Source organism: Streptomyces sp. NPDC022910 (genome assembly GCF_055561075.1).
The window spans coordinates 137,497-161,986 of sequence record NZ_JBVHHL010000002.1 but is presented as its reverse complement, the minus strand read 5'-3'; the positions used below and the strand labels follow the sequence as shown (position 1 = coordinate 161,986).

Here is a 24,490-nt window from a genome sequence, read left to right as displayed (position 1 = left end):
ACACTCGGGGCATGGACCCTTCCCGTACCCGTGCCCTGCGCCGGCTGTGGGCGCCGCTCCTGGTCTGTTCGCTGCTACTGCTCGGTGGCTGCACCGGCTCCGACTCGACCCCCAGGAAGGACGCCTCGGCGAGCCCGCGGGCCCCTGTCACCTCGGCGGGTGACGATCTGGAAGGCGACTACCAGAGGGTCATCAAGGACGTGCTGCCGTCCGTCGTGCAGATCCAGGCCGGCGACTCTCTCGGGTCCGGGGTGGTGTACGACGGCCAGGGGCACATCGTCACCAACGCGCACGTGGTCGGGAACGAGAGGTCGTTCCGGGTGACCACGGCCAACAGCGAGACCGCGCTCACCGCGAGCCTCGTGTCCTCGTACCCGCAGCAGGATCTCGCCGTCATCAAGCTGGACAAGGTGCCGAACGGGCTGAAGGCGGCCGTGTTCGGGGACTCCGCCAAGGTCGAGGTGGGACAGATCGTGCTCGCCATGGGTTCGCCGCTCGGGCTGTCGTCGAGCGTGACGCAGGGGATCGTGTCGGCGACCGGACGGACCGTCAGCGAGGGCGGTGCGAACGGCGGTACGGGCGCCACCATAGCGAACATGGTGCAGACCTCCGCGGCGATCAACCCGGGCAACAGCGGTGGCGCGCTCGTCAACCTCGACAGCCAGGTCATCGGCATCCCCACGCTCGCCGCGGTCGACCCCGAACTGGGAGGCGGCGCGGCGCCCGGCATCGGGTTCGCGATCCCCGCGTCCACGGTGAGGACGATCGCCGACCAGATCATCAAGAGCGGCAGAGTGACCGACTCGGGGCGGGCCGCGCTCGGCATCACGGGCCGCACGGTGGTGAACGGCAGCTACCAGCCGGTCGGGGTCGCGGTGGTCGATGTCAAGAGCGGCGGGGCGGCCGACAAGGCGGGTCTGCGGGCCGGGGACATCATCACCAAGGTGGGTGGCACGGCGATCACCACGATCACGTCCCTCGCCGAGGCGCTCGCCAATGACAAGCCGGGGCAGCGGACGACGGTGACGTTCACCCGGAGCGGCAGCCCGAGGACCGTCGAGGTGACGCTGGGCGAGCAGTGAGGGGCGGTGGGCGAGGGCTTCGGCCCCCGCCCACGGGAGGCGGGACTACGCGTCCTCGGCGTGCAGGCTCATCGGCCCGTAGATCTCGGTCACGTCCTCGAACAGCCGTACCTGGTCGGCGCCTCCGTCGAGCAGGTCCCTCCAGTGCTCCCCGATCCAGGACTCGGCGTCCCCCTGCGTGGTGAACTCCTCGGGCGCGACCGCGGGCTGGACCTCCGCCCCGTCGGCCTTCTCGAACCGCCACGTCCATGCCGCCATGTACGCCTCCAAGATGTGAGCACATGCAGAGCAGAAGCCGGATCTTGGTCCGGCTGCTGCCTTGAGCCTAGCCGGACGCGCAACACCTGCGGTGACCCGGGAAAATCGGGTTCGTGGAAGTGACTCTGCTCGGTACCGGTGCACCCGCGGGACTCCCCCGCCCCGACTGTCCCTGTGCGGCCTGCGCGCGTGCGCTCGGCCAGGAGGCGCGCGCGGCGACCGCGGCGCTCGTGGACGGGACGCTGCTGCTGGACCTGACGCCGGGCGCGGCGTTCGCGGCCGCGCGTGCCGGGCAGTCGCTCGCCGGGGTCCGTCAGGTACTGCTGACGCATCCGCACGAGGGGCCCCCGGTCGAGGTCCCGGCGGGCCTGCCGCAGCCCGTGCGGGTGCCGGACGGGCGGGACTTGGCGCTGCTGAGCGGGCACCGGGTGCGGGCCCTCGCGATGGACTCGCCGGGCACGGGCTACGCGGTGACCGGTCCGGACGGGCTGCGGCTGCTGTATCTGCCGCCGGGCGCGGCGCCGGCGGGTCTGGAAGAGCCGACGGAGTCGTACGACATGGTGCTCGCGGATGTCGTGGGGCGGCCGGACGCGCTCGCGAAGCTGCGGGCGGTGGGGGCGCTCGGGCCCGCCACCGACGTCGTCGCCGTACATCTCGACCACGACGTGCCGCCGGGCGCGGAGCTGCGGCGGCGGCTCGCGACGGCGGGGGCGCGGGCGGTGCCGGACGGGACGACGCTGGTCGTCGGCGGCTACGAGGAGGTGCCGGAAGTGCCGCGGCGCACGCTCGTGCTGGGCGGGGCCCGCTCGGGCAAGTCGGTGGAGGCGGAGCGGCGTCTCGAGGCGTTCCCGGACGTGCTGTACGTCGCGACGGGCGGCTCGCGGAACGGGGACACGGAGTGGGCGGCGAGAGTGGCCGCACACCGGGAGCGGCGGCCCGGGTCCTGGCGCACCGCGGAGACCTGCGACCTCGTACCGCTGCTGAGGGACGACGGGCCGCCCCTGCTGATCGACTGTCTGTCGCTGTGGCTGACCGACGCGATGGACGCGGTGAACGCATGGGACGACGCGGAGTGGGCGGGCGGCGGTGAGCGGGCACTGCGGGCGCGGGTGGAGGAGCTCTCGACGGCGGTTCGTGAGACGCGCCGGACGGTCGTCGCCGTCTCGAACGAGGTCGGCTCCGGCATCGTCCCGTCGACGGCGTCCGGCCGACGCTACCGCGACGAACTCGGCCGCCTGAACGCCGCGTTCGCGGGGGAGTGCGAGCATGTGCTGCTGGTGGTGGCGGGGCAGGCGCTGACGCTACGCGGATGAGGCCGTTCTGCGCGCGATGATCCGGTAGGCGTTGGAGAAGCGGGTGCGCCGCAGCAGCGGTGCCAGCGTGTGGTCCAGGGCCGTGGCCGTGGCCAGCAGCGGTGTGGTGGCCCCCACCAGCGCTGTGCGCAGCCGGCGCTGGAAGACCGACGGCGGGTCCGCCCGCCACGGGGCGTCCGGCGCCGGCAGCGCATGGGCCAGGGCCAGGGCCAGAGCGCCCGCGATGTCGTAGGGCGTGTGCGGCTCGCGGCGGTCCGTGGTGACGATCACGCAGCCCAGGGCCTCCAATTCGGCCAGCAGGTTGGCGAGCGGCATCAGATGGAGGTGGCGTGGCCGGCCGTACGGCACCCACCACCTGCCGAGCAGGGTGCCGAACGTGCAGTCGGGGTCGGGGACTTCGATGAGCAGATGGCCGGCCGGGCGCAGCACGGAAAGCGCGGCGCGCAGTTCCGCTCGGGGATCGGCGGTGTGCTCCAGATGGTGGAACATGCTGACGACGTCATAGCGCGAGCGCAGCCGCTCCAGGATCTCCGGGTCGGTGAGGTGTCCGCAGTGGGCCTCCTCGACGCGGCCCGCGGCCCGTGCCCTCTCGAGGCGCCGGCTGGGGTCGAGGCCGTCGAAGGACGTGTACGGAAGGACCTCCTTGGCCGATTCCGGGAAGTGGCCGTGCCCCGTGCCGACGTCGAGCCAGCTCTCCGGCTCCGGGAAGGGCAGCATCGCGCGGGCCGCGGCCCGGTGGCGGCGGGCGCTGCTGCGGGCGGTGAGAAGGCGTTCGGCGAAGCCGTCGAGTCCCGTGTGGCCCTCGTGGAAGTCGCGGTGGTAGAACGCGAGCCCCTCGGCGGTGAGGCGGGGGTTCTGGAAGGCGTGGGCGCAGTCCCGGCACTCGTCGACGACGAACGTGCCCGGCTTGTGCCGCACCGGGTCCGATGTGCGCAGCCGGGTGCGCAGCCGCGTCGAACCGCACCACGGGCAGTCCTCGCGGCGCGGCTCGTGGAACCGGTCGGTTCCCTGGGCGAGTTCGCCGGGAGACTCGGCACGGTGCTCGGCGGCCGGCTGCGGGGTGGCGGGCATGGGCGGCTCCTGTCGGCGGCGGGGACGACGTACGGCTGTGGCGCCGGAGGCGCACGACAATACGTGCCTAAACGGTACGTACGGGATCGCGCTCATGAATGCAATGACGTGCCGTCGACGTGGCGCCTCCGCGTTCGATCGCTGCCGGTACTGTTCGGCCAATGAGCTCGCTTAATCTCGACGACTTCACCGATCTGATCGAGCGCCCCGACGGCGGGGTGCGCCGCGACGCGGAGGCGCGCCGGGAGCGTCAGATCGTGCCGCCCGGGGCACTGGGCCGCCTCGACGACCTGGGTGAGTGGCTGGCGGCCGCGCAGTCCGCCGTACCGGTGCGGCCGATCGAGCGACCGCGCGTGGTGCTGTTCGCGGGCGACCATGGGATCGCCGCGCTCGGCGTGTCGGCGCGCCCCGCGGGCAGCGCGTACCGGCTGGTGCGCGCGGTGCTGGAGGGCGGCAGCCCGGCGTCGATCCTGGCGCGGCAGCTGAATGTGCCCGTGCGCGTGGTCGACATGGCGCTCGACTGCGATCCGGACGCACTGCCGGAGGATGTCGTACGGCACCGGGTGCGGCGCGGCAGCGGGCGCATCGACGTCGAGGACGCGCTGACGCTTCAGGAGGCGGAGGCTGCGCTGCGGGCGGGGATCGCGGTCGCGGACGAGGAGGCGGACTCCGGCACGGATCTGGTGGTCCTGGGCGATGTGAGCGTCGGCGGTACCACCCCGGCGGCCGTGTTGATCGCCGCGCTGTGCGGGACGGACGCGTCCGTGGTGACCGGGCGCGGCGGTCTGGCGATCGACGACCTGGCGTGGATGCGCAAGTGTGCGGCCGTGCGGGACGCGCTGCGGCGGGCCCGACCGGTGCTGGGCGATCAGCTGCAGTTGCTGGCCGCGGTGGGCGGGGCCGATCTGGCCGCGATGACCGGCTTCCTGTTGCAGTGCGCCGTGCGCAAGACCCCGGTGATTCTGGACGGCGTCGTCTCGGCGGCGTGTGCGCTGGTCGGGCAGCGCATCGCGTTCCGTGCGCCGGACTGGTGGCTGGCCGGACAGAACAGCGGGGAGCCGGCGCAGGCCAAGGCGCTGGACCGGATGGCACTGGAGCCGCTGCTGGACCACGGCGTCACCGTCGGGGAGGGGGCCGGCGCCCTGCTGGCGCTGCCACTGATCCAGGCGGCGGCGGCACTGTCGGCCGAGCTTCCGGAGAAGCCCGCCCAGAGCCAGGAGAAGGCAGAGAACGCAGAGAACGCAGAGAACACAGAGAATTCAGGGAACACAGGGAACCCAGGGAACGCAGAGAACGCGCAGAACACGAAGAAGGAGTAGGCGAAGGCCGGTCCCCCCGCAGGTCGGCCGGATTCTGCCTCGCACCGCTCCCCCGCACACCTCCAAGCGCCCCATATCATCGCCCTTCATGGGAGATGCCCGTTTTCATACGGAACAGGAACACGCGGTTCGGCCGGCGGGCGGGGCACGGCGGTCCAGTCGGGCTCCCCGGCGGGCCGCCGCGTTCGCCGTCTGGTATCTGCGTGCCGTCACGTTCATCAACTTCCTTTCCGCCGTATGGGTCTCCCTCGGGCAGGACGTACGGCGGCACAACCAGGAGAACTTGTTCACGCCGTACCTGCTGACCGCGGGCTTCGCCTCCGGCGTGTTCACGATGTTCCTCGCCGTCACCATGCGGCGGCGCAAGCGGGCCGCGTGGATCCTCAACCTCGTGCTCAGCGGGCCGTTCCTGCTGCTGTTCGCGTTCGCCATGGCCTTTCCTGAGATCCGGCAGTACGCGCAGAACTGGGTCTCCCTGGTGCTCACGGCGGCCTTCGTGGGCTCGCTGCTCGTCGGACGCCGGGAGTTCTACGCCAAGGGCGACCGGTCCAACCCCCGGCTCGCCGCCGTCGTCGCCGTGGGCGGTCTGCTCGCCTCCTCGCTCCTCGCCGCCTTTCTGGTGACCGTCACCAACACCGGGCAGGACGCCCACCGTTCGACGTTCCTGGAGCGCTGGCACTACGGCACCCTGCGGCTCGTCTCGGTCGCCGCCGACAGCTCGCACTACTCGGGTATCGCCACACCCAACTGGGTCAACGTCACCATCAACGTGTTCAGCACGCTGCTGGTCCTCGCCGTCCTGTACGCCGCCTTCCGCTCCCGGCGCGCCGTCGACCCGATCGGCGCGGACGACGAGAAGCGGCTGCGGGCGCTGCTCGACCGGCACGGCGAGCGGGACTCGCTCGGATACTTCGCGTTGCGCAGGGAGAAGAGCGTGATCTGGTCACCCACCGGCAAGGCGGCGGTCGCCTACCGCGTGGTCGGCGGGGTCTCACTCGCCTCCGGCGACCCGCTCGGCGACCCGGAGGCATGGCCCGGAGCCATCGAGCCCTGGCTCGCCGAGGCGCGCGAGCACGGCTGGATCCCGGCCGTGATGGGCGCGGGCGAGGAGGCCGGGACCGTGTACGCGCGGCACGGGATGGACGCACTCGAACTCGGTGACGAAGCCATCGTGGACGTCGGTGAGTTCACCCTCGAAGGGCGCGCCATGCGCACCGTCCGCCAGGCCTACAACCGGGTGAAGCGCGCCGGGTACACGGTCCGCATCCGGCGCCACGCGGACATCCCCGCCGACGACATGGCCTTCCTGCTCAAGAAGGCCGACGACTGGCGCGACGGGGCCACCGAGCGCGGGTTCAGCATGGCGCTGGGGCGGCTCGGCGACCCGGGGGACGGGCAGTGCGTGATGCTCGAGTGCAGGGACAGCAGCACTGGGGAAGCTGCTGGTGAGTTGCGGGCGCTGCTGTCCTTCGTGCCGTGGGGGCCGCACGGGCTCTCACTCGACCTGATGCGGCGCGACCGGGACTCCGAGAACGGGCTCATGGAGTTCATGGTCATCGAGCTGCTGCGGCGCGCCCGGGAGATCGGGATCACCCAGGTCTCGCTCAACTTCGCCATGTTCCGCTCCGTCTTCGAACGTGGTGGACGCCTCGGCGCCGGACCGGTGCTGCGACTGTGGCGCTCGCTGCTCAGCTTCTTCTCCCGCTGGTGGCAGATCGAGTCGCTGTACCGGGCCAACGCCAAGTACCGGCCCATCTGGGAGCCCCGGTTCCTGCTCTTCGAGAAGAGCGCGGACCTGCTGCGCATCGGCGTCGCCTCGGCACGCGCCGAGGGGTTCCTGGAGGCTCCGGGACTGCCGAAGTGGTTGCACCGAAGGCACCTGCAGTCGCACAGATGACAAGCGCCGGACAGATGAGGACCGCTGGATGAAGAGCCTCGCCCGCCTGGCCCGTGCCGAATGGGGACTTCCGTACGTCGTCGTGCGTCGGGCCCTCGCGCGGCGGGCCTGGCGGGCGGTCCCGATGACACTCGGGGCCGTATGCCTGACGTCGGTCCTGCAGTTCGTTCAGAACCAGTCGTGGGGCTTCGGGTTCGTGCAGACCATCGGGTCCGTACGGGCGGAGGAACCGCTGGAGCAGGCCCTGCTGCGCACCCCGCTCTCCCTCTTCGTACCCGCCCTCGACCTGCCCGTGTGGGGCGCACTTCTGCAGATCCTCGTCGTGTTCGGGATCGCCGAGATCTGTCTGGGCTGGTGGCGCACGCTCGTCATCGCGTACGTCTCCACGCTGGCCGGCACGCTGTACGCGCGCGTGGGCATCCACCTCGGTCCGCACCATCCGCTGGGGCTGCCCGCGACGGACGCCCAGGTCGTCGACACCGGTCCGTCGGCGGCGGTGATCGGGCTCGCCCTGTGCCTGTGCTGGCGGTACCACGCGTATGTCACGGGAGGCACGGTGATCGCGGCGATGGCCGGCGAGCTCGTGCTGAAGCAGAACCTGGCGGGCAAGGAACACATCGCCGCGATCGGCGCGGTGCTGGTGCTGTGCGGGCTGTCGGCGCTGCGTCAGGGACGGCGGCCGGGCAGCCGGATCGGCTGGGGATCGGGCTTGCCGCCGATCAGATCCTGAAGTCTGCGGCTCAGACCCGCCCAGCGGCGATCGTGGTGGTAGGCCCGCAGACCGGCCCTGGCACGGGTGCGCGGCCGGCGGCGGTAGAACCGCCTCGCCCACGGAGAGCCGGGGCGGGCCAGGCGGATGGCGCCGACCAGAGCGACCACCGGGACGATCACACCGAAGATCGCCGTGCGCGCCTTCCCCTTGCTCAGAGCCAGCAGCGAGAAGAGGAAGTTGACGGCGACGCTCACGATGACGGTGCCGCGGCCGTGCAGCTCGCCCTCGGAGAGGTCGTTGACGCCGAACGGCACGAATCCGGCGAGTACCAGGCCGCCCAAGGCCGCGGTGAGTACGACGACCTCGATGCTCTTGCGGCCTTGCTCGGTCCAGTAGACGTCCGCCAGGTGCAGGATCAGCGCGAACTCGTCCAGGACGAGGCCCGCGCCCACGCCGAAGACGACCGCGAAGAGGCCGGAGCCGAAACCCTGGCGGCTGGCGAGGGCGCCGAAGCCGCCGACGACCGTGAGGACGACGCCGGGGACGACGTGGTGGATGTGCAGGCCACCCGCCTTGACGTTGCCGAAGGGGCCTTTGCCGGCGCGGATGAGGCGGGTGGTCGTGCGGGTGATCACGAACGTGAGCACGAACGAGGTCAGCGCGAGGAGCATCGGGAGTTTGCCCGGCTCCACGATGTTGCGCTGCAGCCACTGGCCCATGGGGGCAGTCTGCCTCCGGGGCGGTGGCGGTGCCTGCTCGCGGGGCGCCGGGGGTGACGCCGGGCGCGCGCACTAGTCTGCCGCCGTGTTCAAGATCCCGCCCCTCGACGGCCTCCGGTTCGCCTTCGGCACTCTTACCGTGCTCCCGGTCACAGTGACCCGGTGGGACCGGCAGGCCGCGCGTGGCGGGATGGTGTGTGCCCCCCTCGTCGGAGTGGTGGCCGGAGGGGCGGCCGGACTGCTCGGCGCGGCGCTGGTCATGGTGGGGGCCGGGCCGTTGCTCGCCGCCGTCTGCGCCGCGGCCGTGCCGGCCGTGCTCACCCGGGGACTTCATCTGGACGGGCTCGCCGACACCGCCGACGGGCTCGGCAGCGGGAAGCCCGCCGAGGAGGCGCTGCGGATCATGAAGCAGTCGGACATCGGGCCGTTCGGTGTGATCACGCTGGTCTTCGTGCTGCTCGCCCAGGTGGCGGCGCTCGCTGAGGCCTACGGTGACTCCTGGGCGCGGGGCGCGCTGGCCGCCGTCGTCTCGGCGACCTCCGCCCGGCTGGCCCTCACGCTGGCCGCGCGCCGCGGGATACCGGCCGCCCGACCGGAGGGGCTGGGGGCCGCGGTGGCGGGAGTCGTCCCGGTCGGCGGCGCACTGGCGGCAGCTGTCGCGGTCACGGCCGCCGCGGCTGCCGCGGGCGCACTGCTCGGGACGGCCGGAGCGGTACGCACGGCCGCCGCCCTGCTGCTCGCGATGGCCGCCGCGGAGCTGCTGCTGCGGCACTGCACCCGTCGCTTCGGCGGGGTGACGGGCGATGTGTTCGGCGGGCTCGCCGAGACCGCGGCGACGACCACGCTCGTCGTACTCGCCCTGGGATGAGCCCGCTTCCGCCACCGAGTCGAAGCGTCGTGATCGGGCGCTTCACGGGGCGGACTCCAGAGCGTGCGGCAACGTACCCCGAGGATGATCTCCGACGCCCGGGGCCCCGCACAGTACGGCCGGGCTGTCAGCGAGCGGCACGAAACCCGCCCCCGAGCGTAGGCTCGTGCCGGGTGTTTCCCAGCCCAGGTGAAGACCGAACGTTCGGAACAATCTAGGGTCGGTTCCCGGGCCGGTCGACCCCATCCCGTTCGGCCACCGAAACTCAATCGGAAGCGAGATTTCACCACCGTGACTGCTCTCACTCTCAGCACCGCCGCGGCGGCCGGCCTGCGGGCCGACGCGATCGTGGTCGGTGTCGCGAAGGGCTCCGAGGGCCCGGTCGTCGCACCGGGCGCCGAGGCCGTGGACCAGGCGTACGACGGCAGGCTCGCCGCCATCCTGGAGACCCTGGGCGCCTCGGGCGCCGAGGGCGAGGTGACGAAGCTGCCCGCGCCCTCCGGCTTCAAGGCGCCCGTCGTGCTGGCGGTGGGCCTCGGTGCCGAGCCCGAGAAGGACGAGGCGTTCGCCGCCGAGTCGCTGCGCCGTGCCGCCGGCTCCGCGGCCCGTGCGCTCGCCGGTTCCAAGAAGGCCGTCTTCGCGCTGCCGATCACGGAGGCCGCAGACGCCGGCGTCGTCGGCGAGGGCGCCCTGCTCGGCGCGTACGCCTTCGACACGTACAAGGACAACGGCAAGAACACCAAGAACGGCAAGGCCCCGCTCGCCGAGGTCGCCCTGCTCGGTGGAAAGCCCCGCGACAAGGCGTACAAGGCGGCCGTCGAGCGCGCCATCGCCGTCACCGAGGAGCTCAACCGCGCCCGCGACCTGATCAACACCCCGCCGAACGACCTGAACCCGGCGGCCTTCGCGGCGATCGCGCAGACCGCGGCCAAGGAGCACGGCCTCAAGGTGCAGGTACTCGACGAGAAGGCCCTGGCCAAGGGCGGTTACGGCGGCATCCTGGGGGTCGGCGCGGGCTCGGCCTCCGCCCCCCGTCTGGTGAAGCTGTCGTACACGCACTCCAAGGCGGACAAGCACCTGGCCCTCGTCGGCAAGGGCATCACCTACGACTCGGGCGGCATCTCGCTCAAGCCGGCCGGCCACAACGAGACCATGAAGTGCGACATGAGCGGCGCGGCAGCGGTCTTCGCCGCGGTCGTGGCCGCCGCCCGCCTCGGTCTCGAGGTCAACGTCACCGGCTGGCTCGCGCTCGCCGAGAACATGCCCTCCGGGTCCGCCACCCGTCCCGGTGACGTGCTGCGCATGTACAGCGGCAAGACCGTCGAGGTCCTCAACACGGACGCCGAGGGCCGGCTGGTCCTCGCCGACGCGCTGTGGGCGGCCTCTCAGGAGCAGCCGGACGCGATCGTCGACGTGGCGACCCTGACCGGCGCGATGATGCTGGCGCTCGGCAGCCGCACCTTCGGGATCATGGCGAACGACGACGCGTTCCGCACCGCGGTCCACGAGGCCGCCGAGGAGGTCGGCGAGGACGCCTGGCCGATGCCGCTGCCGGAGCACCTGCGCAAGGGCATGGACTCCCCCACGGCCGACATCGCCAACATGGGCGAGCGGATGGGCGGCGGTCTGGTCGCCGGTCTGTTCCTGAAGGAGTTCGTCGGCGACGGCATCACCTGGGCCCACCTCGACATCGCCGGCCCGGCCTTCAACGAGCAGGCCCCCTTCGGCTACACCCCGAAGGGCGGCACGGGCTCGGCGGTCCGCACCCTGGTCCGGCTCGCGGAGCTGACGGCCGCGGGCGACCTGGGCTGAAGTACCCACCCGCGCCTGAGGGCGGCCCCAGGCTCCACAGAGCCCGGGGCCGCCCTCAGGCCCCAGGAACGTTACGCCCTCGACGAAATCCGTACGATCACGGACGGCCGCGACCTCCCGACGTGATGGATCAGACGTCGCAGACACCGGCCCGGCGTCCCTTCCGCCGTCGACAAGTGCGAAGATGGGGCACGGCAGGACAGGGCCCCCACCGAAGGGCCGAAGCTCAAGCGGCCGGACACCAGCCGCCTGCCGGTCATCTTCAGACCGGCGTACGGCGCACATGCATGGAGGACGTGACGTGGCGAACGACGCCAGCACCGTTTTCGACCTAGTGATCCTCGGCGGTGGTAGCGGTGGTTACGCCGCGGCCCTGCGCGGGGCGCAGCTGGGCCTGGACGTCGCCCTGATCGAGAAGGACAAGGTCGGCGGCACCTGCCTGCACAAGGGGTGCATCCCCACCAAGGCCCTGCTGCACGCGGGCGAGATCGCCGACCAGGCCCGCGAGAGCGAGCAGTTCGGTGTCAAGTCCACCTTCGAGGGCATCGACGTCCCGGCGGTCCACAAGTACAAGGACGAGGTCATCTCGGGTCTGTACAAGGGTCTGCAGGGCCTGATCGCCTCGCGCAAGGTGACCTACATCGAGGGTGAGGGCCGCCTGTCCTCCCCGACCTCCGTCGACGTGAACGGTCAGCGGATCCAGGGCCGCCACGTCCTCCTGGCGACCGGTTCCGTGCCGAAGTCCCTGCCGGGCCTGGAGATCGACGGCAACCGCATCATCTCCTCCGACCACGCCCTCGTCCTGGACCGCGTGCCGCAGTCCGCGATCATCCTGGGCGGCGGCGTCATCGGCGTCGAGTTCGCCTCCGCGTGGAAGTCCTTCGGTGCCGACGTCACGATCATCGAGGGCCTCAAGCACCTCGTCCCGGTCGAGGACGAGAACTCCTCCAAGCTTCTCGAGCGCGCCTTCCGCAAGCGCGGCATCAAGTTCAACCTGGGCACCTTCTTCCAGAAGGCCGAGTACACCCAGAACGGTGTCAAGGTCACCCTCGCCGACGGCAAGGAGTTCGAGGCCGAGGTCCTCCTCGTAGCCGTCGGCCGCGGCCCCGTCTCGCAGAACCTCGGCTACGAGGAGGCCGGGGTCGCCATGGACCGCGGTTACGTCCTCGTCGACGAGTACATGCGCACGAACGTCCCGACCATCTCCGCCGTCGGTGACCTGGTCCCCACGCTCCAGCTCGCGCACGTCGGCTTCGCCGAGGGCATCCTCGTGGCGGAGCGTCTGGCCGGCCTGAAGGTCGTTCCGATCGACTACGACGGCGTGCCGCGGGTGACCTACTGCCACCCGGAGGTCGCCTCCGTCGGCGTCACCGAGGCCAAGGCCAAGGAGGTCTACGGCGCGGACAAGGTCGTCTCGATCAAGTTCCCGCTCGGCGGCAACGGCAAGAGCCGGATCCTGAAGACCGCGGGCGAGATCAAGCTCGTGCAGGTCAAGGACGGTGCCGTCGTCGGCGTCCACATGGTCGGCGACCGCATGGGCGAGCAGGTCGGCGAGGCGCAGCTGATCTACAACTGGGAGGCGCTGCCGGCCGAGGTCGCCCAGCTCATCCACGCCCACCCGACGCAGAACGAGGCGCTCGGCGAGGCCCACCTGGCCCTGGCCGGCAAGCCCCTCCACATGCACGACTGACGCCTTCAGTCTCCGCGCGCGACGACACAGACTTCCGCAATTCGTAAGGAGCAACCGAAACCATGGCGGTTTCCGTAACCCTTCCGGCGCTCGGTGAGAGCGTCACCGAGGGCACTGTCACCCGCTGGCTGAAGGCCGAGGGCGAACGCGTCGAGGCCGACGAGCCGCTGCTCGAGGTCTCGACCGACAAGGTCGACACCGAGATCCCGGCGCCCGCCTCCGGCGTGCTGTCCTCCATCAAGGTCGCCGAGGACGAGACGGTGGAGGTCGGCGCCGAGCTGGCCGTCATCGACGACGGTACAGGCGCCCCCGCCGCCGCTCCGGCCCCGGCCGCCGCCGAGGCACCCGCCCCGGCCGCGCCCGCCGCTCCGGCTCCGGTCGCCGAGGCCCCGGCCGCCCCGGCTCCGGCCCCCGCCGCCCCCGCGGCTCCGGCCGGTGGCGCTCAGGGCACGGACGTGGTCCTGCCCGCGCTCGGCGAGTCGGTCACCGAGGGCACCGTCACCCGCTGGCTGAAGTCGGTGGGCGACACCGTCGACGCCGACGAGCCGCTGCTCGAGGTCTCGACCGACAAGGTCGACACCGAGATCCCGGCGCCCGCCTCCGGTGTGCTGCTGGAGATCGTGGTCGGCGAGGACGAGACCGCCGAGGTCGGCTCGAAGCTCGCCGTCATCGGCCAGCCGGGCGCCGCTCCGGCGGCCGCTCCGGCCCCCGCCGCCCCGGCTCCGGCGCCTGCCGCCGCGGCTCCGGCCGCCCCCGCGGCTCCGGCTCCCGCCCCGGCCGCGCCCGCCGCTCCGGCCCCGGCTCCCGCTGCTCCGGCGGCCCCCGCCGCTGCCGCCCCGGCTCCGGCCCAGCCCGCGGCTCCGGCACCGGCACCGGCCGCGCCCGCCCCGGTCACCCCGGCCCCGGCCGCTCCGGCCGCCGCCCAGCCGACCGACGAGGGCGCCTACGTGACCCCGCTGGTGCGCAAGCTCGCCGCCGAGAACGGCGTCGACCTGTCCACCGTCAAGGGCACCGGCGTCGGCGGCCGCATCCGCAAGCAGGACGTCCTCGCCGCCGCCGAGGCCGCGAAGGCAGCCGCCGCCGCTCCGGCTCCGGCCGCCGCCCCGGCCGCCAGGAAGGCCCCGGTCCTGGAGGTCTCCCCGCTGCGTGGCCAGACCGTCAAGATGCCGCGGATCCGCAAGGTCATCGGCGACAACATGGTCAAGGCCCTGCACGAGCAGGCCCAGCTGTCCTCGGTGGTCGAGGTCGACGTGACCCGCCTGATGCGCCTGCGCGCCCAGGCCAAGGACGCGTTCGCGGCCCGCGAGGGCGTCAAGCTCTCCCCGATGCCGTTCTACGTGAAGGCGGCGGCCCAGGCGCTGAAGGCCCACCCGGTCATCAACGCCCGCATCAACGAGGCCGAGGGCACCATCACGTACTTCGACACGGAGAACATCGGCATTGCCGTGGACTCCGAGAAGGGCCTGATGACCCCGGTCATCAAGAACGCCGGTGACCTCAACATCGCCGGCATCGCCAAGGCCACCGCCGACCTGGCGGCCAAGGTCCGCGGCAGCAAGATCACGCCGGACGAGCTGGCCGGTGCGACCTTCACCATCAGCAACACCGGTTCGCGAGGCGCGCTGTTCGACACGATCATCGTGCCGCCGGGTCAGGTCGCGATCCTCGGCATCGGCGCCACGGTCAAGCGCCCGGCCGTCATCGAGACCGAGGAGGGCACGGTCATCGGCGTCCGCGACATGACGCACCTGACCCTCTCCTACGACCACCGTCTGGTGGACGGCGCCGACGCGGCCCGCTACCTGACCGCGGTCAAGGCGATCCTGGAGGCGGGCGAGTTCGAGGTCGAGCTCGGCCTGTAAGCCCTCACCGCTTGTTCGGTGCCCCCGCCCGGAACCTCCCGGGCGGGGGCACCGGCGTTTGCGAGGGCGTGTAAGTCTCGTCTCACCTGCACGAAAGCGCCCCCATGCGCCCCTCCCGGACGGGGATACGGCCTTATTGTCTAAACGTCAAAGCCCTGGATCCCGCCCGTCGCCCGACCACCGCCCCTCCACGAGGCCCTTCGGGCCGCAGTATCGGATCAGAGCCCCCGCCTAAGGAGCCCTCATGACCGCGCCCGTCGTCCACTCGCTGCGCGAACAGATCCGCGAGCACATCGTGGAGGGGATCGTCAGCGGGCGCTGGCAGCCGGGTGAGCGAATCGTGGAACGGCGGATCGCCACGGAGCTGGAGGTCAGCCAGACACCGGTCCGGGAGGCGCTGCGGGAGCTGGAGTCGCTGCGGCTGATCGAGTCGGCGCCCAACAAAGGCGTGCGGGTGAGGAATCTGACCGCTGCCGACCTGGAGGAGTCCTACCCCGTACGAGCCGGCCTCGAGGCCATCGCGGCGGAGCTCGCGGCGGAGCGGCTGGCGGAGGACTGCTCGGCCCTCGAACCGCACGTCGCCGCGCTGTACGAGGCGGACCGCAAGTCGGACGGTACGGGGCAGGTACGGCACACGGTGGCGTTCCACCGGGAGCTGGTGCGGGCGGCCGGCAACTCGGTGCTGCTGCACACCTGGGAGGGCCTGGGGATCGAGGTCTTCACCGCGCTGTCGATCCGGTGGCTGGGGACGGTGCAGCAGTCGTACGCGGAGGAGCACGAGGAGTTGGTGGCCGCGTTCCGCCGCAGGGATCCACGAATCGCCGACATAGTGAAGGCCCATGTCCTCGGCTGCGCGCCGCGCGCCTGAGCCGTCGGCACCAGAGCACACCCCCGCTCAAATGCCGCCGCCACCTGCGCAGACTCCACGAAGCGCACGGCACCCGGTGTCTCCGCCCAAGGCACCCCGTGCCGACTTTCTCGTGATGAAGAGGTTTTGCGCCTGTACCCTTTGATCGATCATCGATCAGGGAGTTACAGTCGCGGACGGGCTTCCACCGAGGCCCCCGCCCTGTCCTGCCAAAGACCAAGGGCACCCCGAACCCTTACCGATGAGGGAACCCCCTTCGACCGAGGAAGGCGGCTACATGACCGACCCCAACGCCATCCAGCCGAGCGAGCTCGACCAGCTCCCGGACCGCGACCCGGAGGAGACCGCCGAATGGCAGGCCTCCCTGGACGCCGTCGCCGAGGCGGCCGGGCCGCACCGTGCCGCGTATCTGATGCGCCGCACGCTGGAGCGTGCCGAGGGCACCGGCATCGCGCTGCCGAAGCTCCTCGAGACCGACTACGTCAACACCATCCCCACCGCCGCCGAGCCGGCCGTGCCCGGTGACGAGGCGATGGAGGCCCGTATCACCGCGTGGAACCGCTGGAACGCGGCCGCGATGGTGACCCGCGGCAGCAAACACGGCGTCGGTGGCCATATCGCCACCTTCGCCTCTGCCGCCTGGCTCTACGAGACCGGCTTCAACCACTTCTTCAAGGGCAAGGACTCCCAGGACGCCGCCGGCTCCGGCGACCAGCTGTACATCCAGGGCCACGCCTCCCCCGGCATCTACGCCCGCGCCTTCCTCGACGGCCGTCTGAGCGAGACCCACCTGGACAACTTCCGCCAGGAGGCCGGCGGCAACGGCCTGCCCTCCTACCCGCACCCGCGCCGGCTGCCCTGGCTGTGGGAGTTCCCGACCGTCTCCATGGGCCTCGGTCCGCTCTCCGCCATCTACCAGGCGCGCTTCAACCGCTACCTCACCAACCGCGGCATCAAGGACGTCTCGTCCTCGCATGTGTGGGCGTTCCTCGGCGACGGCGAGATGGACGAGCCCGAGTCGACGGCGGCGCTCGCGCTGGCCGCGCGTGAGGAGCTGGACAACCTCACCTTCGTCATCAACTGCAACCTGCAGCGCCTCGACGGCCCGGTCCGCGCCAACTTCAAGATCGTGCAGGAGCTTGAGGCCCAGTTCCGCGGCGCCGGCTGGAACGTGGTCAAGACGCTGTGGGGCACGGCCTGGGACGAGCTGTTCGCGCTCGACACCACCGGCGCCCTGGTACGCCGGCTGCGCGAGGTACCGGACGCGCAGGTGCAGACGTACCAGACCCGCGACGCCGCCTACATCCGTGAGGACTTCTTCGGCAAGGACCCGGCGCTCGCCGAGATGGCGAAGCTGCTGAGCGACGACAAGATCCTCGAGTGCTTCCACCTCTCCCGTGGCGGCCACGAGGCGCGCAAGGTCTACGCTGCGTACAAGGCGGCCCTGGAGCACAAGGGCGCCCCAACGGTCATCCTGGCCCAGACCGTCAAGGGCTTCACGCTCGGCCAGGGCTTCGCGTCGAAGAACGCCAACCACCAGATGAAGAAGCTGACGGTGGACGAGTTCAAGACGATGCGCGACCTGCTCGAACTGCCCATCTCCGACGCGCAGTTCGCGGACGGCGTGGTCCCCTACGCCCACCCTGGCGCCGACTCCCCCGAGGTCCGCTACCTCCAGGAGCGCCGCGCGGCCCTCGGTGGCCCGGCTCCGGCCCGCCGAGTCCACCCCGTCGCCCCCCTGCCGGCCCCGGCCGAGAAGGCGTTCGCGTCCTTCGACAAGGGCTCCGGCGCGCAGAACGTGGCGACGACCATGGCCTTCGTCCGTCTCGTCAAGGACCTGGTCCGCGACAAGGAGACCGGTAAGCGCTGGGTGCCCATCGTCCCCGACGAGGCGCGCACCTTCGGCATGGAGTCGCTGTTCCCGTCGCTCGGCATCTACTCGCCCAAGGGCCAGACGTACGAGCCGGTCGACCGTGACCAGCTGATGCACTACAAGGAGGCCAAGAACGGCCAGATCCTCAACGAGGGGATCACCGAGGCCGGTTCCATGGCCGACTTCATCGCCGCGTCGACGTCGTACGCGACGCACGGCGAGGCGATGATCCCCTTCTACATCTTCTACTCGATGTTCGGCTGGCAGCGCACGGCCGACCAGATGTGGCAGCTGGGCGACCAACTGGGCCGCGGCTTCCTCGTCGGCGCCACGGCCGGCCGTACCACACTGACCGGTGAGGGCCTGCAGCACGCCGACGGGCACTCCCCCGTCATCGCCGCTACCAATCCGGCCGCGCTGACGTACGACCCGGCGTTCGCGTACGAGATCGCGGTCATCGTGAAGGAGGGTCTGCGCCGTATGTACGGCGCGGCTCTGCCTGGCGAGGACCAGAACGTCTTCTACTACCTCACGGTCTACAACGAGCCCCTGCCGCAGCCGGCGAAGCCCTCCGCTCCCGGCGTCGACGAGGGCATCGTCAAGGGCCTGTACCGCTTCAACACAGCGGAGTCGGCCGGGCTCGCACCCGCCGCCAACGCCCCGCGCATCCAGCTGCTGGGCTCTGGCACGGCGATCCACTGGGCGCTTGCGGCGCAGAAGCTGCTCGCCGAGGAGTGGGGCGTCGCGGCGGACGTGTGGTCGGCGACGTCGTGGGGCGAGCTGCGGCGCGACGCCATGGAGGCGGACGCGGCGCTGCTGCGGGGCGAGGAGCGCGTTCCGTACGTGCGTCAGGCGCTGCAGGGCGCCGAGGGCCCGGTCCTCGCCGTCTCCGACTACATGCGCCAGGTCCCGGACCAGATCGCGCAGTGGGTCGAGCAGGACTACTCGTCGCTGGGCGCCGACGGCTTCGGCCTCTCGGACACCCGTGAGGCGGCCCGCCGCCACTTCGGCGTCGACGCCCAGTCGATCGTCGTCGCGGCCCTGGCCCAGCTCGCCAGGCGCGGCGAGGTCAAGGCCACGGCCGTGAAGGAAGCACGCGACCGCTACGGCCTGTAGGGCCGGTGTGGGGTGAAGGGGTACGGCGGCGGCCGTACCCCTTCGCTGTCAGTGGTGCCGGGCATCATGAGCCCATGCGTGCCGCCCGTCTCATCAAAATGGTGCTGCTGCTCCAGTCACGGTCCGCCATGACCGCCGCCGAGCTGGCCCGTGAGCTCGAGGTGTCGGAGCGGACCGTCACCCGGGATGCGCAGGCGCTGTCGGAGGCGGGCGTTCCGGTGTACGCCGACCGGGGGCGGAGCGGCGGTTACCGGCTCATCGGCGGCTACCGCACGCGGTTGACCGGACTCGCGCGCGGTGAGGCCGAGGCGCTCTTCCTCAGCGGTGTTCCGGGGGCGCTGCGCGAGATGGGCCTTCAGGACGCGGCCTCCGCGGCCCGGCTGAAGGTGTCCGCGGCACTCCTCCCCTCCCTGAGCGACGCCTCCCGCACGGCGGCGCAGCGGTTTCATCTGGACGCGCCCGCCTGGTTCACCGAGCCCGCGACTCCGCGGTTCCTGCCGGTGGTCGCCGACGCGGTGTGGGACGACCGCCGGATCACCACGCGTTACCGGCGGGGCGAGGACGTGGTGGAGCGGGAGCTGGAGCCGTACGGGCTGGTCCTGAAGGCGGGGGTCTGGTACCTGTGCGCGCGGGTGGTGGAGCAGGGGGCCTTCCGGGTCTACCGCATCGAACGCTTCACGGCCGTGGACGGGGGCGAGGAACGGTTCGCGCGGGACGAGGAGTTCGACCTGCCCGGCTTCTGGTCGCAGCGAGCGGAGCAGTTCGCGCGGTCCATCCTGCGCGCCGAGGTCGTGGTGCGGCTGTCCCAGGAGGGCGTGCGGAGAGTGTCGTACGTCGTCGATCCCGTGTCCGCCCGTCAGGCGCTGACGAGCGCGGGCGCCCCGGACGAGCGGGGATGGGTGGAGTCCGAGGAGGTCGCGCATGCGCAACTCACGGCGCTGGGGCCGGAGGTCGAGGTGCTGTCGCCCGAGGGGTTGCGCGCGCGTTTCGCCGGCGACGCGCTACGGCTCGCGGCGCTCTACGCCTGATAGCGATCCGCAGCACTCCACGTGCGCCCCACCCGCTCAGGGCCGATGCTGGTCCAGTGATGGACGAGACCGAGTTCTGGGAACTGGTGGACGCGAGCCGTGAGGCCGCCGAGGGCGACCCCGACGAGCAGGCCGACCAGCTCGTCGAACGGCTGCTGCGGCTGGACCCGGACGCGGTCCTGGACTTCGCCAGGCACTTCGAGTCCCGCTACAACCGCGCGTACCGCTGGGATCTGTGGGGCGCCGCCTGGGTACTGCTCGACGGGGCGAGCGACGACGCGTTCGACTTCTTCCGGTGCTGGCTGATCGGTCAGGGCCGGGAGGTCTTCGAGAGCGCGGTGCACGACCCCGACTCGCTCGCCGACCTCCTGGAGGACTTCGACGAGGAGATCGACGGGGACGGCGAGGAACTCGGTTACGCGGCGGACGAGGCGTACGAGCAGCTCACCGGGACCGTGGCGCCCGACCTGGGCATCCCGCCCGCGGCCTCCGAGCCGGAGGGGACCCCGCTCGACCTGGAGAACGTCTCCGTGCTCGCGGAGCGCTATCCCAGGCTGTGGGACCGATTCAAGGGCTGACCCCGGGCGCCCCGACGCTCACGCCACACGTCGGCGGCCCGGTTCCGAGGCAAGGTACGCCTGGACCTGACCGGGCCCGGCGAGAAGGTCTCCCGGGGCCCGGTCCGGCTTCGCCGCGTGGTGCATCGGCGCCCTGTTGGCCTGGTCGAGGGCGTACGCCGTGGCGGCGGCCGGGCCGAGGACGACCGTCGCCACCGCGCCAACCACCGTCCAGGGGTTGCGCAGGGCCTCGGTCCAGGTGCTCGTCTTCGTCGTCTCCGTACGACTGCTGCTGCTCATGGTCCCCGCCTCCAGTCGGCTTGTGCGACCACCGTAGGAGGCGGCGATCTGAGGACTCTGCGTACGGCCTGTGCCGTTCCTGTGGGTCGCGTTCCGCGCCGTGGAGAGCCCGCCGTGTGTCATCGCCTGCCCTGCAGATGCGCCGCCTTCTCCCTGATCGACGGGAGCAGGGCGCTGAGGGCCGCGCCGGGGCAGCTCGTCATATAGCCGTCGTTGTGGCCCGCGAGGGCGGGCAGCAGGGCGGTGGTGCCTTCCTTGTACCGGCTCAGGCCATTGCTGGAGACGAGCCGGACCTTGCTGCGCGGGTCGATGTCGGCGAGGCCCAGCTTCCACGCGGCGAGGGAGGCGATCGCATCGGCCATCGCCCGGGGCACGGGCACGCCCGCCGTGAACGTGCCGAGGGCCGCGATGCCGACCGTGCGGTGGTTGAAGCCCTGGGTGTGGGCACCGGTGACAGGTCGGTCGATGCCGCCCGCGCGGCCCTCGTAGATCCTGCCGCAGCGGTCGACGATGAAGTTGTAGCCGATGTCGTCCCAGTGCCGGGCTCCGGTCTGGCCCGAGTAGAGGTAGCGGATGATGCGCGGGGCATCGGCGCAGTCGTAGCGGTTGGGCGAGTCGGTGTGGTGCACGAAGACCGCTACGACCTTGTCGTCGTAGCGCGGGGGCGGCTGACCCCGGGTGCCCCCGCCCGTCCAGACCGACCTCGGCGCGATCTGCGGCTTGGGCGCCGGGTGGAGGACGGCGGACCGGGCCACGACCGGCCGCGGGGTGGGGGCCACCACCGGGCGCTCGACGCCCGAGGCACACAGCACCAGCGCCAGGACGGCGGCCGTCCCGGGCAGACAGCCGAGCATCAGCAGGCCTGCCCTCTGGATCTTCGCCGCACGCCCTTTCCGGGGCTCCCGCGTTCTTCGGAAGACACGCATGGAGCCACTGTCCGTCCGTTGTGTGCCCTCCGCGATGTGTGGTGTGCCACCTGGTGGAACCATCGTCCCGGTCCGAGGCGTTTTTACAGGTCGACGCCCGCACGGCCGGTTTGCGGGCATCACGCGCGGGTGACTGATCACTGGGCTGCCGCGGCGCGTACTAGGGGGTCCGAGAGAAAGGCGGCTCCGTGGACCTGCTCGACATCCTGCTCATGCTGGTGATCCTGGCCTACGCGGCGTCCGGTTACCGGCGAGGACTGGTGGCCGGCTGCGTCTCCCTGGCCGGCTTCGTGGGCGGTGCCGTGGTCGGCGTGTGGATCCTGCCGTGGGTGATGAACCTGGTGACGCGGGGGACGACCGCGGCGACGGTGACCGCGGTCTTCACGGTGCTGGTCCCGGCGGCGGTGGGGCACGAGCTGGCGGGACGCCTCGCGCTGATGCTGCGGCGCGAGCTGGACCGTGCGGGTCGTGGTCCGCTGCGGGTGGCCGACGGGATCGGCGGGGCGGCGGCCAACACGGTGGCCGTGCTGATCGTGGCATGGGTGGCCGCGAGCGTCCTGGGCGCCTCCTCGTCCCCGCTGGTCACCGGGGCGATCCGGGACTCGAGGCTGCTGGGCGCCGTACAGAACGCGATGCCGGACACCACCCCGACCTGGTTCTCCCGCGCCACGTCGGCGCTCACCCAGGCGGGCTTCCCGCAGGTCTTCAACCCGTTCGAGAACGAACCCACGGCCGGGGTCGCCGAGCCGTCCGGGGACAGCGTCACGGCGAGCGCGACGAACGCGGCCAAGCTCAGCACGGTGAAGATCGAGGGCTCCTCGGGCAACCAGGGCCGTGAGGGCAGCGGCTTCGTGTACGCGGCGCGGCACGTGATGACCAACGCCCACGTGGTGGCGGGCATCGACCACCCGACCGTCCGGATCGGCGGCGTCGGCCCGTCGTACTCGGCACGTGTGGTGCTCTTCGACCCCGACCGGGACGTGGCCGTGCTGTACGTACCCGATCTGCGCGCGCCCGTCCTGCGCTTCGACGACAGCGCCGGTCGCGGCGACGCGGCCGTGGTCGCGGGCTACCCGCAGGACGGCGACCTGACGCTGAGGGCCGCCACGGTCGCGAACCGGATCCGTGCCACGGGCCAGAACATCTACAACACGAACACCGTGACCCGGGAGATCTACTCGATCCGCTCGACCGTCCTGCCCGGCAACTCCGGCGGCCCCCTGCTGACCACCGACGGCCGGGTCTACGGCGTGGTCTTCGCCCGCTCCACCTCGGACCCGGAGACGGGATACGTGCTGACCGCGGACGAGGTCGCGAGCGACGCGCAACGCGCTGCTCAGGCCACGGCGGCGGTGGGCACGGGCGACCTCGTCACGTCGTGAGCCTCGCGGGGCCCGACACGGGACCTGCAGGAAGCGCCCCAAGAGTCACAGGAAGCGCCCCATGAGCACGTCGTCGACATACGTGCCCTCTATCAGGAACTCCTCGGGCAGGATCCCCTCCACCACGAACCCCTCGGACTCATAGAGCTTCCGGGCCGGGGTGTTGTGCCCTAGTACCCGCAGGGTGATGCGCCGCGCCCCCCGCCGCCGGGCCTCGTCCTGCACGGCCCGCAGCAGCGCCCGGCCGACCCCTGCGCCGCGCGCCTCGCCGGCGACGGCGAGCCCCTGGATCTGCCGGACGTGGGAGTTGCACTCCAGCGGCGTCGGGAACGCAAGCCGGATGTAGCCGACGACGGCGCCGTCGAACTCGGCGACCAGGTGGTCCCGTGGGCCGAACCGTTCGGTGAAGAACGGCCCGTGCGGGGGCCTGGGGCGGGGCTGCACGGAGTGCAGCGGGGACCAGGTGACCCGGTCGAGCCGGCCGAGCGTCTCCTCGTCGTCGAGCGTGGCGAGGCGTATGTGCGGAACGGGCATGAGGGTCACTGTACGGCGGGGGTACGAGGATCCGTTCGGTGGTTCCCGGGGGTACCGGGCAGGATGGGCGCATGGAACGTTCCCGAATCGCCGTGGCCGGTGCGTCCGGTCTCATCGGCAGTGCCCTGGTGCGCTCACTGGCAGCGGACGGGCACGAGGTGGTGCGCCTGGTGCGCCGTGGGGCCCACGGCGGGGACGAGGTCTGCTGGGATCCCGAAGGACAGTACGTCGACGCGGCCGGGCTGATCGGGTGCGACGCCGTGGTCAACCTCGCCGGGGCCGGCGTCGGCGACCACCGCTGGACGGACGCGTACAAGAAGACGCTGCGCGACAGCCGGGTGCTCGGCACGGCGGCGCTAGCGGAGGCCGTCGCCTCCCTGCCCGAACCGCCGCGCGTCTTCGTCAGCGGCAGCGCGATCGGCTATTACGGCGAGACCGGGGACCGGGCGGTGGACGAGGAGGCTCCGCCCGGTGACGGCTTCCTGCCCTCGATGTGCGTGGAGTGGGAGGAGGCCGCAGCCGCGGCGCAGGAGGCGGGCGTGCGCACGGTGTTCGCGCGGACGGGGCTCGTGGTGGCCCGCGGGGGCGGGGCCTGGGGCCGGCTGTTCCCGCTCTTCAAGGCGGGGCTCGGCGGGCGGATGGGCGACGGGCGCCAGTACTGGTCGTTCATCTCGCTGCACGACGAGGTGGCGGCGATCCGCCACCTCATCGACTCCGAGAACCTGTCCGGGCCGTTCAACCTGACGGCTCCTCAGCCGCTGACCAACCATGAGATCACGGCGGCGATGGGGCGTGTGCTGCACCGGCCGACGCTCTTCTCGGTACCCGCACCGGTCCTGCGCGTCGCGCTCGGCGACATGGCCGGGGACGTGCTCGGCAGTGCGCGGGTGCTGCCGACGCGGCTGCAGGAGTCCGGATTCCACTTCGCGTTCCCGGGGATCGAGGAGGCGTTGCGGGCAGCGCTCCGGCAGTAGGTCCTGTCGTCGAACTCCCGTCGTCCGCCCCGAGGTGCGGGCCTCGCGGCGGCGTGGGGGCGCCTCCCGCTCGAGCGAAGCCGAAAGTGGGACAGCGTGCTCCCGGCGTGCCCGGCTCCGGGTCCTCGTACTGGATGTACTTGGGCGTGGGCCCGGTACGGCGAGAGTGCGTGCATGGTGTCGTGAGGCAGGCGGGAGTCCGACGACGGGGCCGAGGCCCTGACGGCACCACGGGAGGCCCGCGGTTCGACCATATGCGACCGCCGTGCGACCGTGCTCTGTTCATGCGCGACTTCACTTGACCGTTCACGGACCTACCCTCGAGCCGA

21 protein-coding genes are annotated in these 24,490 nt (G+C 71.7%); 15 read left to right on the top strand and 6 right to left on the bottom strand.

Annotated features, from left to right (window positions below; translation table 11 throughout):
- The first annotated feature begins 11 nt into the window (after positions 1–11).
- On the top strand, positions 12–1,082 hold the full coding sequence (locus ACZ3TS_RS02570) for a S1C family serine protease (RefSeq protein ID WP_467613024.1): 1,071 nt from the start codon (positions 12–14) through the stop codon (positions 1,080–1,082).
- A gap of 45 nt (positions 1,083–1,127) precedes the next feature.
- On the opposite strand, the gene ACZ3TS_RS02565 is transcribed toward ACZ3TS_RS02570, so the two are convergent.
- Complete coding sequence (locus ACZ3TS_RS02565; RefSeq protein WP_467613021.1) at positions 1,128–1,340, bottom strand: hypothetical protein; 213 nt, start codon at positions 1,338–1,340, stop codon at positions 1,128–1,130.
- A gap of 113 nt (positions 1,341–1,453) precedes the next feature.
- Here ACZ3TS_RS02565 and ACZ3TS_RS02560 point away from each other — a divergent pair, with 113 nt between their 5' ends.
- The gene (locus ACZ3TS_RS02560) at positions 1,454–2,653 is read left to right on the top strand and encodes a bifunctional adenosylcobinamide kinase/adenosylcobinamide-phosphate guanylyltransferase (protein ID WP_467613018.1); all 1,200 of its coding nucleotides are present in this window, start codon (positions 1,454–1,456) and stop codon (positions 2,651–2,653) included.
- Here ACZ3TS_RS02560 and ACZ3TS_RS02555 read toward each other — a convergent pair.
- Entirely contained in the window at positions 2,642–3,724 is a 1,083-nt protein-coding gene (locus tag ACZ3TS_RS02555; RefSeq protein WP_467613016.1) for a class I SAM-dependent methyltransferase, read from the bottom strand. The two genes, ACZ3TS_RS02560 and ACZ3TS_RS02555, sit on opposite strands and share 12 nt — an antisense overlap.
- Before the next feature lie 161 nt (positions 3,725–3,885).
- Between ACZ3TS_RS02555 and cobT the strand changes: the two genes are divergently transcribed.
- From cobT to ACZ3TS_RS02540, 3 genes are all read left to right on the top strand, one after another.
- Positions 3,886–5,043, top strand: a complete 1,158-nt coding sequence (cobT, locus tag ACZ3TS_RS02550; protein ID WP_467613013.1) for a nicotinate-nucleotide--dimethylbenzimidazole phosphoribosyltransferase — start codon at positions 3,886–3,888, stop codon at positions 5,041–5,043.
- Positions 5,044–5,131: 88 nt separating this feature from the next.
- Complete coding sequence (locus tag ACZ3TS_RS02545) at positions 5,132–6,940, top strand: phosphatidylglycerol lysyltransferase domain-containing protein (RefSeq protein ID WP_467613010.1); 1,809 nt, start codon at positions 5,132–5,134, stop codon at positions 6,938–6,940.
- 28 nt (positions 6,941–6,968) lie between these two features.
- The gene (locus tag ACZ3TS_RS02540; RefSeq protein ID WP_467613007.1) at positions 6,969–7,670 is read left to right on the top strand and encodes a hypothetical protein; all 702 of its coding nucleotides are present in this window, start codon (positions 6,969–6,971) and stop codon (positions 7,668–7,670) included.
- On the opposite strand, the gene ACZ3TS_RS02535 is transcribed toward ACZ3TS_RS02540, so the two are convergent.
- A complete protein-coding gene (locus ACZ3TS_RS02535) occupies positions 7,607–8,371 on the bottom strand; it encodes a hypothetical protein (protein WP_467613004.1) in 765 nt (254 codons plus the stop codon). The two genes, ACZ3TS_RS02540 and ACZ3TS_RS02535, sit on opposite strands and share 64 nt — an antisense overlap.
- A gap of 85 nt (positions 8,372–8,456) precedes the next feature.
- On the opposite strand from ACZ3TS_RS02535, the gene ACZ3TS_RS02530 reads away from it, so the two are divergent.
- From ACZ3TS_RS02530 to ACZ3TS_RS02495, 8 genes are all read left to right on the top strand, one after another.
- On the top strand, positions 8,457–9,239 hold the full coding sequence (locus tag ACZ3TS_RS02530; protein WP_467613001.1) for an adenosylcobinamide-GDP ribazoletransferase: 783 nt from the start codon (positions 8,457–8,459) through the stop codon (positions 9,237–9,239).
- A gap of 291 nt (positions 9,240–9,530) precedes the next feature.
- Positions 9,531–11,051, top strand: a complete 1,521-nt coding sequence (locus tag ACZ3TS_RS02525; protein ID WP_467612998.1) for a leucyl aminopeptidase — start codon at positions 9,531–9,533, stop codon at positions 11,049–11,051.
- Positions 11,052–11,352: 301 nt separating this feature from the next.
- The gene (gene lpdA, locus ACZ3TS_RS02520) at positions 11,353–12,741 is read left to right on the top strand and encodes a dihydrolipoyl dehydrogenase (protein WP_467612995.1); all 1,389 of its coding nucleotides are present in this window, start codon (positions 11,353–11,355) and stop codon (positions 12,739–12,741) included.
- 62 nt (positions 12,742–12,803) lie between these two features.
- The gene (sucB, locus tag ACZ3TS_RS02515; RefSeq protein ID WP_467612992.1) at positions 12,804–14,603 is read left to right on the top strand and encodes a 2-oxoglutarate dehydrogenase, E2 component, dihydrolipoamide succinyltransferase; all 1,800 of its coding nucleotides are present in this window, start codon (positions 12,804–12,806) and stop codon (positions 14,601–14,603) included.
- A 244-nt stretch (positions 14,604–14,847) separates the two neighbouring features.
- The gene (locus tag ACZ3TS_RS02510; protein ID WP_467612989.1) at positions 14,848–15,471 is read left to right on the top strand and encodes a GntR family transcriptional regulator; all 624 of its coding nucleotides are present in this window, start codon (positions 14,848–14,850) and stop codon (positions 15,469–15,471) included.
- A 277-nt stretch (positions 15,472–15,748) separates the two neighbouring features.
- Positions 15,749–18,460 (top strand): pyruvate dehydrogenase (acetyl-transferring), homodimeric type, encoded by a 2,712-nt coding sequence (gene aceE / locus ACZ3TS_RS02505; protein ID WP_467612986.1) that lies wholly within the window; start codon positions 15,749–15,751, stop codon positions 18,458–18,460.
- 74 nt (positions 18,461–18,534) lie between these two features.
- Positions 18,535–19,488: a helix-turn-helix transcriptional regulator gene (locus ACZ3TS_RS02500; RefSeq protein WP_467612983.1), complete on the top strand. Its 954-nt coding sequence runs from the start codon at positions 18,535–18,537 to the stop codon at positions 19,486–19,488.
- A 59-nt stretch (positions 19,489–19,547) separates the two neighbouring features.
- Positions 19,548–20,066: a DUF4240 domain-containing protein gene (locus ACZ3TS_RS02495; protein WP_467613369.1), complete on the top strand. Its 519-nt coding sequence runs from the start codon at positions 19,548–19,550 to the stop codon at positions 20,064–20,066.
- A gap of 18 nt (positions 20,067–20,084) precedes the next feature.
- Here ACZ3TS_RS02495 and ACZ3TS_RS02490 read toward each other — a convergent pair whose 3' ends face one another.
- Together ACZ3TS_RS02490 and ACZ3TS_RS02485 are read right to left on the bottom strand one after the other, a co-directional pair.
- Positions 20,085–20,345: a hypothetical protein gene (locus ACZ3TS_RS02490; protein WP_467612980.1), complete on the bottom strand. Its 261-nt coding sequence runs from the start codon at positions 20,343–20,345 to the stop codon at positions 20,085–20,087.
- Positions 20,346–20,464: 119 nt separating this feature from the next.
- Entirely contained in the window at positions 20,465–21,271 is an 807-nt protein-coding gene (locus tag ACZ3TS_RS02485; protein WP_467612977.1) for a peptidoglycan recognition protein family protein, read from the bottom strand.
- Between the two features lie 188 nt (positions 21,272–21,459).
- Between ACZ3TS_RS02485 and ACZ3TS_RS02480 the strand changes: the two genes are divergently transcribed.
- On the top strand, positions 21,460–22,653 hold the full coding sequence (locus tag ACZ3TS_RS02480; RefSeq protein WP_467612974.1) for a MarP family serine protease: 1,194 nt from the start codon (positions 21,460–21,462) through the stop codon (positions 22,651–22,653).
- Between the two features lie 45 nt (positions 22,654–22,698).
- Here the strand turns inward: ACZ3TS_RS02480 and ACZ3TS_RS02475 are convergent, their stop codons facing one another.
- Entirely contained in the window at positions 22,699–23,187 is a 489-nt protein-coding gene (locus ACZ3TS_RS02475) for a GNAT family N-acetyltransferase (protein WP_467612971.1), read from the bottom strand.
- A 71-nt stretch (positions 23,188–23,258) separates the two neighbouring features.
- On the opposite strand from ACZ3TS_RS02475, the gene ACZ3TS_RS02470 reads away from it, so the two are divergent.
- A complete protein-coding gene (locus ACZ3TS_RS02470; protein WP_467612968.1) occupies positions 23,259–24,161 on the top strand; it encodes a TIGR01777 family oxidoreductase in 903 nt (300 codons plus the stop codon).
- The last annotated feature ends 329 nt before the right edge of the window (positions 24,162–24,490 follow it).

Excerpts from the sequence above, each read along its gene's own strand:
- ACZ3TS_RS02570 (WP_467613024.1), top strand. The coding sequence starts at position 12 with ATGGACCCTTCCCGTACCCGTGCCCTGCGCCGGCTGTGGGCGCCGCTC.
- ACZ3TS_RS02565 (WP_467613021.1), bottom strand. The coding sequence starts at position 1,340 with ATGGCGGCATGGACGTGGCGGTTCGAGAAGGCCGACGGGGCGGAGGTC.
- ACZ3TS_RS02555 (WP_467613016.1), bottom strand. The coding sequence starts at position 3,724 with ATGCCCGCCACCCCGCAGCCGGCCGCCGAGCACCGTGCCGAGTCTCCC.
- cobT (WP_467613013.1), top strand. The coding sequence starts at position 3,886 with ATGAGCTCGCTTAATCTCGACGACTTCACCGATCTGATCGAGCGCCCC.
- ACZ3TS_RS02545 (WP_467613010.1), top strand. The coding sequence starts at position 5,132 with ATGGGAGATGCCCGTTTTCATACGGAACAGGAACACGCGGTTCGGCCG.
- ACZ3TS_RS02540 (WP_467613007.1), top strand. The coding sequence starts at position 6,969 with ATGAAGAGCCTCGCCCGCCTGGCCCGTGCCGAATGGGGACTTCCGTAC.
- ACZ3TS_RS02535 (WP_467613004.1), bottom strand. The coding sequence starts at position 8,371 with ATGGGCCAGTGGCTGCAGCGCAACATCGTGGAGCCGGGCAAACTCCCG.
- sucB (WP_467612992.1), top strand. The coding sequence starts at position 12,804 with ATGGCGGTTTCCGTAACCCTTCCGGCGCTCGGTGAGAGCGTCACCGAG.
- ACZ3TS_RS02510 (WP_467612989.1), top strand. The coding sequence starts at position 14,848 with ATGACCGCGCCCGTCGTCCACTCGCTGCGCGAACAGATCCGCGAGCAC.
- aceE (WP_467612986.1), top strand. The coding sequence starts at position 15,749 with ATGACCGACCCCAACGCCATCCAGCCGAGCGAGCTCGACCAGCTCCCG.
- ACZ3TS_RS02500 (WP_467612983.1), top strand. The coding sequence starts at position 18,535 with ATGCGTGCCGCCCGTCTCATCAAAATGGTGCTGCTGCTCCAGTCACGG.
- ACZ3TS_RS02495 (WP_467613369.1), top strand. The coding sequence starts at position 19,548 with ATGGACGAGACCGAGTTCTGGGAACTGGTGGACGCGAGCCGTGAGGCC.
- ACZ3TS_RS02490 (WP_467612980.1), bottom strand. The coding sequence starts at position 20,345 with ATGAGCAGCAGCAGTCGTACGGAGACGACGAAGACGAGCACCTGGACC.
- ACZ3TS_RS02485 (WP_467612977.1), bottom strand. The coding sequence starts at position 21,271 with ATGCGTGTCTTCCGAAGAACGCGGGAGCCCCGGAAAGGGCGTGCGGCG.
- ACZ3TS_RS02475 (WP_467612971.1), bottom strand. The coding sequence starts at position 23,187 with ATGCCCGTTCCGCACATACGCCTCGCCACGCTCGACGACGAGGAGACG.
- ACZ3TS_RS02470 (WP_467612968.1), top strand. The coding sequence starts at position 23,259 with ATGGAACGTTCCCGAATCGCCGTGGCCGGTGCGTCCGGTCTCATCGGC.